We start from the raw sequence: 12,817 nt of genomic DNA on the forward strand, positions 1-12,817 counted from the left end.
TGCATCCTGCGTTTTTTGCAATAATCACATACATAAATCATACATCTAAGTGCATATATCTTATCAATGAATAGACGAAATATCCGTGGTAATGGCTTTATAGAATTGCTTTCAGTGTCCTAACGGGCGATAACATTTAGGACTCGGCCGCAAAGACACCAGCGAAGAATTAATTTCTACTCTGTTAATCAGTATTCCGGAACGCAAGCGTTGAACATCAAAGGAGTTTTTTAGATGGGTATGATTAAAACGATTATCGTACTGGCCGTCATTTATGCAATTTTTCTGTTCTCAGGCTATGGCGTTACCGTCGGTAGCAGTGAGAATGCGGCTGGGCTCGGCCTGAAATGCCAATACTTAACGGCCAGAGGGCTGGTCAACTCGCAATATATCCACTCAGACAGCGGCGTGATTGGTGTGGCAAATTGCCCTATTTTCAAAAAAGTGGGGGAAGTCGTCGACAATAAATAGCCGATATTTCTGCGCAGCATTCGATTGTCCGGCCCGCACAGGCGAGCCGGACAAATACAAATCAGCTGTCGTGCTTTGTAAATTTCAATTCAATGAGAGAAATCGCTTTCTCAATAGCACGTTTAGTCACAGGATCAGCTCCGGCCGGATGTTTGCTGAAATCTATGCTTTTCAGCTGGTGAGACATTTTTTCACGCACTTCAGCTGGCGCAATAATTTCAATCACATCCAAAATTTGCTTAATCACCAGTTGGCATGCCACCAGATCAGATTCGATTTCCTGCTCTCTGTTTAAAGATTCGGACATGAGCTGCTCCTCAGATAACGGTCATTCATAAAAATTATGGCCGCGAGGATATCATGCCCGCCGTCTAAATTCTCATCTCTGCCACTCCTGCCCTTTTCGCGTCGATTAATCCGCACAAATAAACAGCAAACGAACGCCTGCTGCATGTTGTTAACCACACATCAGATCTATGCTTAATGTGATGACAAAAAAGGAGAAGCGCTATGTTCGCACTGGTTTTGACTATTTGTTATCTGGGCGGAGGATGTGAAGACTTCGTCGTAGATGCCTTTAATACTCAGAAACAATGCACGATGGCTATGCATGAGCAGGGCTTGCGTCAGGCTGGCTGTTATCCTGTCGAAGAATTTATCGATGGTTACTGGATCCCCGCACACGAAAATGCCAGCTTCTGATCGGGTGTGAGCTCTTTCGCAGAGCAGTAACAAAAGTCTCATAAAGATTGCTAAAGTGTCAGAAGAGCGGTATGAATATCCTGTTACTCATTGATATTTAACCATATTAACAGGGCAGGAAATGGCAATGACGATACGTAAAACTTATGGCTGCTTTAAGAAACTTCCCCTCGCAGTCCTTCTTTCCAGTGCCTTCCTGGCACCTTTTGCCAGCTACGCGGCGGTCGTTCCCGCGGGTGTTGAACTGGCAGCAAAACAAGAAATTGTGCGCAATAACGGGAGTGAACCCGCTTCTCTCGATCCCCACAAAGTGGAAAGCGATGTTGAATTCAATATTCTGAGTGATCTGTTTGCAGGCCTGATAACCATTGATAGCAAGGGCGATGCACAACCTTCGCTGGCCGGCAGTTGGGAGACGAAAGATCAGAAAACCTGGGTTTTCCATTTACGGCCGGGCATCGTCTGGTCTGACGGTTCAGCAATTACCGCACAGGACGTTGTTTTCAGCTGGCAGCGTTTGATTGACCCCAAAACCGCATCACCCTATGAAAGTTATCTGGGCAGCATGCACGTCCTCAATGCCAACGATATCATCGCCGGCAAGAAAACCGCTGACCAGTTAGGCATCAAAGCTCTGGATAAACAAACGCTGGAAATTACCCTCGACCAGCCACTTTCCTATTTCCTCGGTATGCTGGCGCACCCTTCCCTTTCTCCGATCAGTCAGACCGATGTCGAAAAGTTTGGTGATAAGTGGACGCAGCCCGGTAATCTCGTCAGCAGCGGGCCTTTTAAACTGGACACCTGGACGGTCAACGAACGTATCACTGCCGTGCGCAACCCGAACTATTGGGATAACGCACACACCGTTATCAACAAAGTGACCTATTTGCCTATCGCATCCGGCACAGCGGATGTTAACCGTTACAAAGCGGGCGAGATTGACATTACCAATACCATTCCTGCCCCGCTGTTTGCCTCACTGAAAAAAGAACTGGGTTCACAGGTTCATGTCAGCCCTTATCTCGCGGTTTATTACTACGCGATGAATACACAGAAGCCACCGTTCAACGATGTGCGCGTACGTAAGGCATTGAATCTGGCTATTGATAAATCGATCATCGCCGACAAAGTGCTCGGTCAGGGGCAAACCCCCGCCTGGCATCTGACTCCGGATAACACCGGTGGTTTTACGTTTGCCAAACCTAAAGAAGCCAGCCTGACGCAAGATCAGCGCAATGAAGAAGCCAAAAAATTGCTGAAGGAAGCCGGTTTTGGTCCGGATCATCCGCTGAAATTCAATCTGCTATATAACACTTCAGAAGCGCATCAGCGTATCGCCATCGCAGCCGCGTCTATGTGGAAAAAGAATCTCGGCGTGGACGCCGTTTTGCAAAATCAGGAATGGAAAACCATGCTCGATACCATGCACCAGGGCACCTATGAAGTGGTACGTTATGCCTGGATTGCCGATTACAACGAGCCGTCAACGTTCCTGAATACACTACGCACCGGTAACAGCGAAAACACACCGAAGTTCGCGAATGCCGCTTATGATAAGGCGCTGAACGATGCATTGAACGCAACGGATAAAGCGGATGTTGGAAAAGCCTATCAGCAGGCAGAACAGGTTCTGACAGAACAGTCGCCGGTGATCCCGTTGTATCACTACGTGAGCACCCGCCTGGTGAAACCTTACGTCGGCGGGTTCAACGACAACCTGCTCAATTATATCTACACCAAAGATTTGTACGTCATCAAGCACTAACGCGTTGTACTCAGGTCCTTCCGGCCAGCACGCCGGAAGGAACCCACGTCCCCCTTCCCACCCGATCTTATCCCGCCTACTTGCCACACGCGACGCAGATGGTAGATTGTACGTAAATCACACAAACGGGAGCTGTTATGAAATTCTCGGAAAGTGAGATCCAACCGCTTTGGGATGAAGTGGCGCGTATTATCGGTGATGGCGTGATTCAGATGCGCCACAGAGGGGAGCCTCTGAGCGCCGGTGCGCTGATTGGTTATCTCAATGAACAACTGGCCTGCGCGACGGGCGTTCAGCGTCGCATTTTACTTGGCGCAGCCATCAATATGTTGAAAACAGATCGCCGTTCCTGAACTGAAAGCAAAACAAATCCTCGCAGCCTTTTCGGGCAACGAGTCACGGATAATTTATTCGATTACCGTCACTTAGGCTGCGCTGCACGTCCCTGCGCAAATAAGAAAATGCGCTGCGTAATATCATCTGCGCCGAGAATATTCCCTTTCTGTTCCAGATTTGCTTTGGCGTACGCCACGTCATGAGCCTGGTCCACCATGCTGATCACTCGATCGCGCGTCGGTTTATCCAGAATGCCCAGCAATGTGGTCAAAATTGCCTGATAAGCATTTGAAGCATAAGTCAGTTGTCTCTCACGTTGTTCCAGCGCGTCAATGCGAACCATCAGGGCCTGCAATTGTTCTTGATGCGTCATAGCGGCATCCTTCTTCACGGGTGGAAAATAACCGGAAACAGCGAAAAAAGAAATTTTCGCCGGTTACTGATATTAAGTTTAGCAGACTTAAAAAAAGTGAAGTGCCCGGCCACTGCGGTACAAAGTAAACCTTTGTTCAATGAGCCGTTAACCGGTTCAGCAGTTGTAACCAGCACTTATCCCAAACGACCCGCTGTACGGGGGGTTTTATGGCACATTGCGTAACACCCGCAGTACCTGCTTACAGATAGCAAAATGACAAGCCAGGGCCTGTTATGACACTTTCTGCCACAGCACTAATTGTTCATTTAGGGGAAATCAGGTGAAAAATACACTCTTCGGCGCTGTCATTTGCAGCATGTTGTTGATGAGTTCGTTTGCCCAGGCAGCAGGCTGCCTGAAGGGCGCAGTTGTGGGAGGCGTTGCGGGACATCTGAAACATCACGCGGTCATCGGTGCGGTGGCGGGTTGCGCTATCGGGCATCATCTTGCCGCGCAGGAAAAGAAACAGCAGACAGCCGCAGCAAAATAGGCCATATCTGTCAGGGCAGATTAATGCCCTGATATCACATGAAAATTACTCCGGAGAAACGACCACGCGGTTACGGCCATCTTGTTTCGCTTTGTACAACGCTTCGTCAGCTTTTTTCAGCGATGTATCCGGTTCGCCTTGCAGATAGTGCCAGTGCGCCACGCCCAGCGAAATTGTGATTGGCCGTATACCCGGCAGCACCAGGTTCTCCACATTTTCGCGAAGACGTTCGGCAATCATTTCGGCTTCAGCCAGCGCAGTACCCGTCAGCAGTACCAGGAACTCTTCCCCTCCCACACGGCACAAAATGTCACTTTCACGCGCATTATGGCGGATCTGTTCAGCCAGAGATTTAATCACTTCATCCCCGACATCATGCCCGTAGGAATCATTGATGGACTTAAAGTGATCAATATCGAGTGCAATCACCGAAAACTGCTGGCGTAGTTGTACGACAGATTCCAGCGTCATCGCCAGCCCGCGTCGGTTAAACAGCCCGGTCATCGGATCGGTCTGTGTTTCAAACTTGAGCTTACCGATCTTCTTCTGCAACAAATTGATACCCATAAGCAACGCACGTTTTAGCTGCGTCGATTCGAAATACCATGAAGGTATTTCACGAATATTGGTCGAAATATCGGGTTTATCCATTTCATTTGCACTTCGCGCCAGCAACCACAACGGCCGCGCAATCATCCGTGAAAAGAGCCAGACGCAGACCAGCGTTAACAGCGCCAGCGGAGTCAGATGTTTGAGTACTTTGACCATCAGGCCTTCCAGTGGCCTGAGCGTCGCGTCAGTAGGCCGCTGAGTGACAATTTCCCAGCCGGATGATGGAACAACAGCGTATCCAGCAAGCATTGCCTGCCCGGCCAGGTTAGTTACCATCAGGCTGCCATTCGAATGTTTTCTTACGGCTTCCGTTACGGGCCGTGGCTTCACAATCTCACCGATGCGGCTGGCATCAGGGTGATAAAGAATACGGCGCTCATTGTCGAGCACGGCGATATAAGACCCATCCCGGTAATAATGTTCGCCCAGCAGTTCGTTCAGAATGCTTTTCTGGCGCAGATAAATCGTCCCGGCGATATAACCCAGGTATTTGCCCTCAGGGGTTACAATAGGGGTCGAAATCACAATCACCAGATTCTGAGCGACAGAGATATAAGGTTTACTGATCAGCGGCCGCCGCTCTTTAAGCGCTTCAAGTGCGCCGGGGGTTCGCAGAATATGTCCAACCAGTTGCAGGCTATCAGGCGAGGTCGCCAAAATCTTGCCTTGCGCATTTGTCAGCACTACCGAGTTAAAACTGTCGGTCTGATATTTCAGCCGCGCCGTTTCCGACTGCAGGATTTCGGGATCGTCAAAATGGCTCGCGGCAATGACACTGCTGTAGGCAAGCTGTTTCTGCATGCTTTTTAGAAACTGTTCGGTGCTGGCCGCCAGTTTCGTCGCGTAAACGCGGTTCTCTTCGAGCGTATTGTCGATAAGTAACTGGCGCTGCACGCGATAGCTGGCATAAAAGCTGTTTGCGAGCGTCACGAAAGCGCTCATCACAGCCAGAATCAGAATCAGACGCCGCAGGTCAATACGGAACAAAGAGCTGGTAAGGAGTGCGCGTAACAAAAAGTCAGTCCTGTGGTAAAAAGTGGCTCATATGTAACACCACAGCCCCAGAGGCACAATAAGGGCGAAAGAATAAACCATTATCCACCTGAATCCGCAGAGAAAAATGTTCACCCACGGCATCACACTTAAATCAAATTATTGATATTTTTACGATTAACCCAAATTCGTATTTAGGTCAGCCTTCCTTTTTCTGATGCTCTTTTAACTCAAAATATCAATTCTCTTGCGATAGGTCATTGCCTGGATAATCGCTATATGATTTATTATATAACGCTTGTTTGATGAGGATATTGGAATGCAAAACCATTTTGGGAAAGGGCTAAAAGCGGGCCTGTCTGCAGAGAGCGCGTGGCCTGCATCAAAGGTATCCGGTTATTGTAAAGAGTATCTGCGCGGCTTTGTTCTGGGATATGCCCATAACCTGGCCCAGATCACCGGAGATGACAACACAGCGGCTTTTGAAGCTGGCGTATTGTCGCGCAATTACAGCCTGGACAAAGACCTTGTCGCTGAATTTTTTTCCGCCAGCGCTAAACACCCGTCAAGGGCATTTTTCCTTGTGGGCTACGAAGGGATTGCCCAAAACCCTGACGATATCTTCCCGAAAAAACCCGCCAGTTAATTAAAGAGGGAAGACGGCTCGCCCTCTCTGCCTGCCTTGCTACAAGACGCTGTTCTTATCCTCATCGGGCATTTTAATAATTTCATAAGAACTTCAGGCTTATAATTCAGCGGTAGTACCCCTCCATCTAGTTAATATTTTTGTCCATTTCATTTGCCCGTCGTTAACGCGGGCTTTTTTTTGCCTGAAATCTGGGCATTCTGACGGGCAGGCTGGAGAAAAGGTAAAGCGCAGGTAAAAAAAACGGAGGCATTCAGCCCCCGTGGTTTATTCCAACAAATCAGCCATTACATATTGGCGATCATGTCGTCGGCAAACTCGCTACATTTCCGCAGCTTAGCGCCTTCCATCAGACGTTCAAAATCGTAAGTCACAGTTTTGTTGGCGATAGCGCCTTCCATGCCTTTCACGATCAGGTCTGCGGCTTCGAACCATTCCATATGACGCAACATCATTTCTGCGGACAGAATGATTGAGCCAGGGTTCACTTTGTCCTGACCGGCATATTTCGGTGCAGTACCGTGAGTGGCTTCGAACAGTGCGCAATCAGAGCCGATGTTCGCACCCGGGGCGATACCAATGCCGCCAACCTGCGCCGCCAGGGCGTCGGAGATGTAGTCACCGTTCAGGTTCATACAGGCGATAACGTCGTATTCAGCCGGACGCAGCAGGATCTGTTGCAGGAATGCGTCAGCGATAACGTCTTTAATAATGATGTCTTTGCCGTTGTTCGGGTTCTTGATTTTCACCCACGGGCCGCCGTCGATCAGCTCGCCGCCGAACTCTTCACGCGCCAGCTGGTAGCCCCAATCCTTGAAGGCACCTTCGGTGAACTTCATGATGTTGCCTTTATGAACCAGCGTCAGGGAGTCACGGTCATTGGTGATGGTGTATTCAATCGCCGCACGAACCAGGCGTTTGGTGCCTTCTTCTGAGCAAGGTTTGATACCAATACCACATTCCTGCGGGAAACGGATTTTCTTCACGCCCATTTCGTCTTGCAGGAACTTGATGACTTTGTCCGCTTCAGCAGAACCGGCTTTCCACTCGATACCTGCATAGATATCTTCGGAGTTTTCACGGAAGATCACCATGTCGGTATCTTCAGGACGTTTAACCGGGCTTGGTGTGCCGGTGTAATAACGAACCGGACGCAGACAAATGTACAGGTCGAGTTGCTGGCGAAGTGCCACGTTCAGGGAGCGAATGCCGCCGCCAACCGGAGTGGTCAGTGGGCCTTTGATAGCAACACGGTAATCACGGATCAGGTCCAGAGTTTCTTCTGGCAGCCATACGTCCTTGCCGTACAGTTCTACGGATTTCTCGCCGGTGTAGATTTCCATCCAGGAGATTTTACGCTCGCCTTTGTAGGCTTTCTGAACAGCCGCATCAACGACTTTGATCATGGCAGGCGTTACGTCAACACCGATGCCATCACCTTCGATAAATGGGATAACAGGATTATTAGGAATGACCAGTTTACCCTGAGCGTCTACTGTAATCTTTTTACCTTCAGCCGGAACAACTACTTTGCTTTCCATTAACCTCTCCTTCGAGCGCATTTTTGTTAAAAATTTGTAAGATGCCGGTCGATATTACTCGAATATTTCACGCTAGCCAATCCGAAACATTTTTCAAGTATAATGCGCTAATTCTCTCTAACTTCAATGCCTATGAACCCGCTATCTTTTAAAAATCACAACGTTAAACGTTTCAGCAAAAGGCCTGTTAAAGCACAATCTGCCCCAAAAGGGCCCAGAAAGGTGATTCTTTTCAATAAACCGTTTGATGTACTGCCACAATTCACTGATGAAGCGGGTCGGACCACACTTAAAAATTACATTTCATTAACAGATGTTTATGCCGCCGGACGCCTCGACCGGGACAGTGAAGGTTTACTGGTGCTGACCAACGATGGCAAACTGCAGGCAGAACTGACACAGCCAGGTAAGCGTACCGGCAAAATTTATTACGTACAGGTCGAGGGAGTGCCGGATACCGCCGCCGTCGAAGCATTACGCCACGGTATCACGCTCAAAGATGGTCCCACCCTGCCCGCCGGTGCCGAAATTGTCGGTGAGCCGGAATGGCTCTGGCCGCGCAATCCGCCGATCCGCGAGCGTAAAGCCATCCCGACAACCTGGTTAAAAATTACGTTGTACGAGGGAAGAAACCGTCAGGTTCGCCGCATGACAGCACACGTTGGTTTCCCGACGTTACGCCTGATCCGCTACAGCATGGGCGAATTTACCCTCGGCGACTTACAACCCGGCCAATGGAAGGAGATCCCGCATGTTTAAACCACACGTCACCGTCGCCTGCGTCGTTCAGGCTCAGGGAAAGTTTCTGGTTGTTGAAGAAACCATTCACGGGAAAGTGACCTGGAACCAACCGGCTGGCCATCTCGAAGCTGACGAAACGCTGGTCAGCGCAGCAAAACGCGAGCTGTACGAAGAAACCGGGATCCACGCCGAACCGCAATCTTTCCTCGGCTTGCATCAGTGGCAGGCGCCGGACGGCACGCCATTCCTGCGCTTCGCGTTTGTGATTGATTTGCCAGAAATTCTGGACACCGCGCCACAGGATGACGATATCGATCAGTGCCGCTGGGTCAGTGCCGAAGACATTATCGGATCGTCTCAGTTACGCTCACCGCTGGTGGCGGAAAGCATCCGCTGTTATCAGAAATCCCCGCGTTACCCTCTGGAAATTCTGCACAATTTTAATCTGCCGGAGTAAGCGCGCAGAAAAAGTCTTTCGCACCGGTTGTTGCCTACTGTGAATCAGCAATGCAGCAACCGGCCTGACGTGATAAAATTTCGCGCTTCAGTATTTACGTAGTACCTCTCTGTTCGGGTTTCTGTGGTGTTTTTGTTGCGCGCGGCCTTCATCCTCGTGGGACAAGCATCAGAAAAACACCGTCAGTACCGGACAATTAATTCATGTGTTTCGGGACAATTATGTCTGACAACAGCCAGAAAAAAGTGATCGTCGGGATGTCCGGCGGTGTCGATTCCTCAGTCTCTGCGTACCTTCTGCAACAACAGGGTTACCAGGTAGAGGGCCTCTTCATGAAAAATTGGGAAGAGGATGACGACGAAGAATATTGCACAGCAGCCACCGACCTTGCCGATGCGCAGGCCGTGTGCGACAAGCTGGGTATTGAGCTACACACCGTGAATTTCGCGGCGGAATATTGGGACAACGTCTTCGAATTATTCCTCGAGGAATATAAAGCCGGACGCACGCCAAACCCGGATATCCTGTGCAATAAAGAAATCAAATTCAAAGCATTCCTGGAATTTGCCGCAGAAGATCTGGGCGCGGATTACATCGCGACCGGTCACTACGTGCGCCGCCAGGATATCGACGGCATCAGCCACCTGCTGCGCGGCGTCGATGGCAATAAAGATCAAAGCTATTTCCTCTACACGCTGGGGCACGAACAGGTTGCACAAAGCCTGTTCCCGGTCGGTGAGCTGGAAAAACCGGAAGTGCGCCGCATCGCCGAAGAGCTGGATCTCATCACCGCGAAGAAAAAAGACTCCACCGGCATTTGCTTTATCGGTGAGCGAAAATTCCGCGATTTCCTGGGCCGTTATTTGCCGGCACAGCCTGGCGTGATCAAAAGCGTTGATGGTCAGGTCATGGGGCAACATCAGGGGCTGATGTACCACACGCTCGGCCAGCGCAAAGGCCTGGGCATCGGCGGCCAGAAAGAAGGCAGCGAAGAGCCGTGGTACACCGTTGAAAAGGATGTGGAAAACAACATTCTGTACGTCGCTCAGGGCCATGAACATCCGCGTCTGATGTCCGTCGGGCTTATTGCACAACAGCTGCATTGGGTTGATCGCAAACCGCTGACCGCACCACTGACGTGTACGGTCAAAACCCGTTACCGTCAGGAAGACATTGCGTGCGTCGTCACGCCGCTGGGCGAAGACCGCATTGAAGTACGCTTTGACTCGCCGGTTGCTGCCGTCACGCCGGGCCAGTCTGCCGTGTTTTATCTCGGCGAAATCTGCCTCGGCGGTGGCGTCATTGAACAGCGCCTGCCGCTTCAGGCCTGATACAGCGCCAGCAGGTGTATGAAAACGGGACGCTTTCGGGCGTCCCGCTTTTTTTCTGCCCGCCTGTGACGATCTGCACTGATTCCGAACTGTGTTTAGGGTCAGTTTTATGGCATGATCTGTCGCCATTAGTTTGGGCTATCTTCTTTGTCACTGCGTCTCATCGTTTCAAAACGCTTACAGGAGTAAACGTGGCTAAAAATTATTATGACATTACGCTGGCGTTGGCGGGGATCTGTCAGGCAGCGCGCCTGGTTCAGCAACTGGCTCATGAAGGCCATTGTGCTCAGGAAGAAATGTCAGTTTCACTGCGCAGCCTGCTGGAGATGAATCCGGCGTCCACGCTGGCGGTGTACGGTAATAATGAAGCTAATTTGAAGATGGGGCTGGAAACGCTGCTGGGCGTGCTGAACGCCAACCGTCAGGGGCCGGGCGCTGAGTTAACGCGTTACGCACTAAGCCTGATGGTGCTTGAGCGTAAGCTCTATGCCAACAAAGCCGCCATGAATCAGCTCGGTGAACGTATCGATCAGCTCGACCGTCAGCTGGCGCATTTCGAGCTGGAGTCTGAGACGATGATAAGCTCGCTGGCCTCGATTTACGTCGACGTTGTCAGCCCGGCAGGCCCGCGTATTCAGGTCACAGGTTCACCGGCAATTTTACAAAATTCGCAGGTTCAGGCGAAAGTCCGCGCCATTTTACTGGCCGGTATCCGTTCCGCCGTGCTGTGGCACCAGGTGGGCGGTGGACGCCTGCAACTGATGTTTTCCCGTAATCGCTTGTTTGAACAGGCGAAAAGTATTCTCGCTCATTGTTAATAAGACCCCAGGAGTTGCTACCGATGGAATTATCCTCACTGACCGCCGTTTCCCCCGTTGATGGACGCTACGGTGATAAAGTCAGCGCGCTGCGTACTATTTTCAGCGAATTTGGCCTGCTGAAATTCCGTGTGCAGGTTGAAGTACGTTGGCTGCAAAAACTGGCAGCCTGTGCAGAAATCAAGGAAGTTCCTGCTTTTGATGCTGACGCAAACGCTTTCCTCGACCAGTTAGTGGCCAATTTTGATGTGAATGACGCTCAGCGCATTAAAGACATCGAAAAAACCACCAACCATGACGTCAAAGCGGTTGAGTATTTCCTGAAGGAAAAAGTGGCCGGTATCCCTGCCCTGCACGCAGTGTCCGAGTTCATCCACTTTGCCTGTACGTCTGAAGACATCAACAACCTGTCCCACGCGCTGATGCTGCAAACTGCGCGTCAGGACGTGGTGCTGCCGTACTGGAAGCAGATCGTTGATGCGATTAAAGATCTGGCGCACAAACACCGTGACATTCCGCTGCTGTCGCGCACCCATGGCCAGCCAGCAACGCCATCCACTATCGGTAAAGAGCTGGCCAACGTCGCCTACCGTATGGATCGCCAGTTCAGACAGCTGCAAAACGTCGAAATCCTCGGCAAAATCAACGGTGCCGTTGGCAACTACAATGCCCACATCGTGGCGTACCCGGAAGTGGACTGGCATAAATTCAGCGAAGAGTTCGTGACTTCTCTGGGCATTAACTGGAACCCGTACACCACACAGATCGAGCCGCACGACTACATCGCCGAACTGTTTGACTGTGTGGCGCGTTTCAACACCATCCTGATCGACTTCGACCGCGACATCTGGGGTTACATCGCCCTGAACCACTTCAAACAGCGCACCATTGCTGGCGAAATCGGTTCTTCCACCATGCCGCATAAAGTTAACCCGATTGACTTCGAAAACTCCGAAGGCAACCTTGGCTTGTCCAACGCAGTCTTGCAGCATCTGGCCAGCAAACTGCCGGTTTCCCGCTGGCAGCGTGACCTGACCGACTCCACCGTGCTGCGTAACCTCGGCGTGGGTCTGGGTTATGCACTGATTGCGTATCAGGCCACCCTGAAAGGCGTCAGCAAGCTGGAAGTGAACGAAGCGAATCTGGCGAACGAACTGGATCACAACTGGGAAGTGCTGGCGGAGCCAATCCAGACGGTGATGCGTCGTTACGGCATCGAAAAACCTTACGAGAAGCTGAAAGAGCTGACCCGTGGTAAACGTGTTGATGCGGCAGGTATGCAGGCCTTTATCGATTCTCTGGAATTACCGGAAGAAGAGAAAGTCCGTCTGAAAGCCATGACACCGGGCAATTACATTGGCCGTGCTACGACCATGGTTGACGAGCTGAAATAAGCGTTGGCTTCGTTTAGCAAAACCGGGTGGCCTTAAGGTCACCCTTTTTTATGAATCAATAACACGCTCTCTTTTCCAAAAGCATTCTGTCTCCTCTTTCCA

General features: G+C 50.7%; 15 protein-coding genes. 11 read left to right on the forward strand and 4 right to left on the reverse strand.

From position 1 onward, the window contains the following. Window positions 1–234 precede the first annotated feature (234 nt). The gene (locus CWS43_RS11900) at window positions 235–471 is read left to right on the forward strand and encodes a YobH family protein (RefSeq protein WP_101077156.1); all 237 of its coding nucleotides are present in this window, start codon (window positions 235–237) and stop codon (window positions 469–471) included. Between the two features lie 61 nt (window positions 472–532). On the opposite strand, the gene CWS43_RS11905 is transcribed toward CWS43_RS11900, so the two are convergent. Further along, the gene (locus tag CWS43_RS11905) at window positions 533–778 is read right to left on the reverse strand and encodes a DUF2766 family protein (protein ID WP_015697897.1); all 246 of its coding nucleotides are present in this window, start codon (window positions 776–778) and stop codon (window positions 533–535) included. A gap of 203 nt (window positions 779–981) precedes the next feature. Here CWS43_RS11905 and CWS43_RS11910 point away from each other — a divergent pair, with 203 nt between their 5' ends. The 3 genes from CWS43_RS11910 to CWS43_RS11920 all read left to right on the forward strand — a co-directional run bounded on the left by CWS43_RS11910 (window position 982) and on the right by CWS43_RS11920 (window position 3,294). Continuing rightward, on the forward strand, window positions 982–1,173 hold the full coding sequence (locus CWS43_RS11910) for a YebW family protein (protein WP_101077157.1): 192 nt from the start codon (window positions 982–984) through the stop codon (window positions 1,171–1,173). Between the two features lie 127 nt (window positions 1,174–1,300). Next, the gene (locus CWS43_RS11915; RefSeq protein ID WP_101077158.1) at window positions 1,301–2,941 is read left to right on the forward strand and encodes an ABC transporter substrate-binding protein; all 1,641 of its coding nucleotides are present in this window, start codon (window positions 1,301–1,303) and stop codon (window positions 2,939–2,941) included. A gap of 137 nt (window positions 2,942–3,078) precedes the next feature. Next, complete coding sequence (locus CWS43_RS11920; protein ID WP_101077159.1) at window positions 3,079–3,294, forward strand: hypothetical protein; 216 nt, start codon at window positions 3,079–3,081, stop codon at window positions 3,292–3,294. Between the two features lie 68 nt (window positions 3,295–3,362). Here CWS43_RS11920 and CWS43_RS11925 read toward each other — a convergent pair whose 3' ends face one another. Further along, complete coding sequence (locus CWS43_RS11925) at window positions 3,363–3,650, reverse strand: hypothetical protein (protein ID WP_101077160.1); 288 nt, start codon at window positions 3,648–3,650, stop codon at window positions 3,363–3,365. Between the two features lie 322 nt (window positions 3,651–3,972). Between CWS43_RS11925 and CWS43_RS27230 the strand changes: the two genes are divergently transcribed. Continuing rightward, window positions 3,973–4,182, forward strand: a complete 210-nt coding sequence (locus CWS43_RS27230; RefSeq protein ID WP_157825389.1) for a hypothetical protein — start codon at window positions 3,973–3,975, stop codon at window positions 4,180–4,182. Between the two features lie 45 nt (window positions 4,183–4,227). Here CWS43_RS27230 and CWS43_RS11930 read toward each other — a convergent pair whose 3' ends face one another. Continuing rightward, window positions 4,228–5,736 carry a sensor domain-containing diguanylate cyclase gene (locus tag CWS43_RS11930; RefSeq protein ID WP_101077399.1) on the reverse strand — a complete coding sequence of 503 codons (1,509 nt, stop codon included), beginning with the start codon at window positions 5,734–5,736 and terminating at the stop codon, window positions 4,228–4,230. A gap of 370 nt (window positions 5,737–6,106) precedes the next feature. On the opposite strand from CWS43_RS11930, the gene CWS43_RS11935 reads away from it, so the two are divergent. Further along, entirely contained in the window at window positions 6,107–6,433 is a 327-nt protein-coding gene (locus CWS43_RS11935; RefSeq protein WP_101077161.1) for a DUF2623 family protein, read from the forward strand. 287 nt (window positions 6,434–6,720) lie between these two features. Here CWS43_RS11935 and icd read toward each other — a convergent pair whose 3' ends face one another. Beyond that, complete coding sequence (icd, locus tag CWS43_RS11940; protein WP_095921371.1) at window positions 6,721–7,974, reverse strand: NADP-dependent isocitrate dehydrogenase; 1,254 nt, start codon at window positions 7,972–7,974, stop codon at window positions 6,721–6,723. Window positions 7,975–8,106: 132 nt separating this feature from the next. Here icd and rluE point away from each other — a divergent pair, with 132 nt between their 5' ends. The 5 genes from rluE (at window position 8,107) to purB (ending at window position 12,715) form a co-directional block, all read left to right on the forward strand. After that, window positions 8,107–8,733 (forward strand): 23S rRNA pseudouridine(2457) synthase RluE, encoded by a 627-nt coding sequence (rluE, locus tag CWS43_RS11950; protein WP_101077162.1) that lies wholly within the window; start codon window positions 8,107–8,109, stop codon window positions 8,731–8,733. Next, entirely contained in the window at window positions 8,726–9,172 is a 447-nt protein-coding gene (locus CWS43_RS11955; protein ID WP_101077163.1) for an NUDIX hydrolase, read from the forward strand. The genes rluE and CWS43_RS11955 overlap by 8 nt, the downstream gene beginning before the upstream one ends. 221 nt (window positions 9,173–9,393) lie before the next feature. Beyond that, the gene (mnmA, locus tag CWS43_RS11960; protein ID WP_101077400.1) at window positions 9,394–10,503 is read left to right on the forward strand and encodes a tRNA 2-thiouridine(34) synthase MnmA; all 1,110 of its coding nucleotides are present in this window, start codon (window positions 9,394–9,396) and stop codon (window positions 10,501–10,503) included. A 191-nt stretch (window positions 10,504–10,694) separates the two neighbouring features. Next, window positions 10,695–11,321 carry a high frequency lysogenization protein HflD gene (gene hflD / locus CWS43_RS11965; protein WP_101077164.1) on the forward strand — a complete coding sequence of 209 codons (627 nt, stop codon included), beginning with the start codon at window positions 10,695–10,697 and terminating at the stop codon, window positions 11,319–11,321. A 23-nt stretch (window positions 11,322–11,344) separates the two neighbouring features. Then, a complete protein-coding gene (gene purB / locus CWS43_RS11970) occupies window positions 11,345–12,715 on the forward strand; it encodes an adenylosuccinate lyase (RefSeq protein ID WP_101077165.1) in 1,371 nt (456 codons plus the stop codon). Window positions 12,716–12,817 lie beyond the last annotated feature (102 nt).

It is taken from the genome of Rahnella sp. AA (genome assembly GCF_002834385.1).
In the GTDB taxonomy this organism is placed as follows: Bacteria; Pseudomonadota; Gammaproteobacteria; order Enterobacterales; family Enterobacteriaceae; genus Rahnella.

What these genes read in the sequence shown, in the direction of transcription:
- CWS43_RS11900 (WP_101077156.1), top strand. Translation starts at nt 235, where the DNA reads ATGGGTATGATTAAAACGATTATCGTACTGGCCGTCATTTATGCAATT.
- CWS43_RS11905 (WP_015697897.1), bottom strand. Translation starts at nt 778, where the DNA reads ATGTCCGAATCTTTAAACAGAGAGCAGGAAATCGAATCTGATCTGGTG.
- CWS43_RS11910 (WP_101077157.1), top strand. Translation starts at nt 982, where the DNA reads ATGTTCGCACTGGTTTTGACTATTTGTTATCTGGGCGGAGGATGTGAA.
- CWS43_RS11915 (WP_101077158.1), top strand. Translation starts at nt 1,301, where the DNA reads ATGACGATACGTAAAACTTATGGCTGCTTTAAGAAACTTCCCCTCGCA.
- CWS43_RS11920 (WP_101077159.1), top strand. Translation starts at nt 3,079, where the DNA reads ATGAAATTCTCGGAAAGTGAGATCCAACCGCTTTGGGATGAAGTGGCG.
- CWS43_RS11925 (WP_101077160.1), bottom strand. Translation starts at nt 3,650, where the DNA reads ATGACGCATCAAGAACAATTGCAGGCCCTGATGGTTCGCATTGACGCG.
- CWS43_RS11930 (WP_101077399.1), bottom strand. Translation starts at nt 5,736, where the DNA reads ATGAGCGCTTTCGTGACGCTCGCAAACAGCTTTTATGCCAGCTATCGC.
- CWS43_RS11935 (WP_101077161.1), top strand. Translation starts at nt 6,107, where the DNA reads ATGCAAAACCATTTTGGGAAAGGGCTAAAAGCGGGCCTGTCTGCAGAG.
- icd (WP_095921371.1), bottom strand. Translation starts at nt 7,974, where the DNA reads ATGGAAAGCAAAGTAGTTGTTCCGGCTGAAGGTAAAAAGATTACAGTA.
- rluE (WP_101077162.1), top strand. Translation starts at nt 8,107, where the DNA reads ATGAACCCGCTATCTTTTAAAAATCACAACGTTAAACGTTTCAGCAAA.
- CWS43_RS11955 (WP_101077163.1), top strand. Translation starts at nt 8,726, where the DNA reads ATGTTTAAACCACACGTCACCGTCGCCTGCGTCGTTCAGGCTCAGGGA.
- mnmA (WP_101077400.1), top strand. Translation starts at nt 9,394, where the DNA reads ATGTCTGACAACAGCCAGAAAAAAGTGATCGTCGGGATGTCCGGCGGT.
- purB (WP_101077165.1), top strand. Translation starts at nt 11,345, where the DNA reads ATGGAATTATCCTCACTGACCGCCGTTTCCCCCGTTGATGGACGCTAC.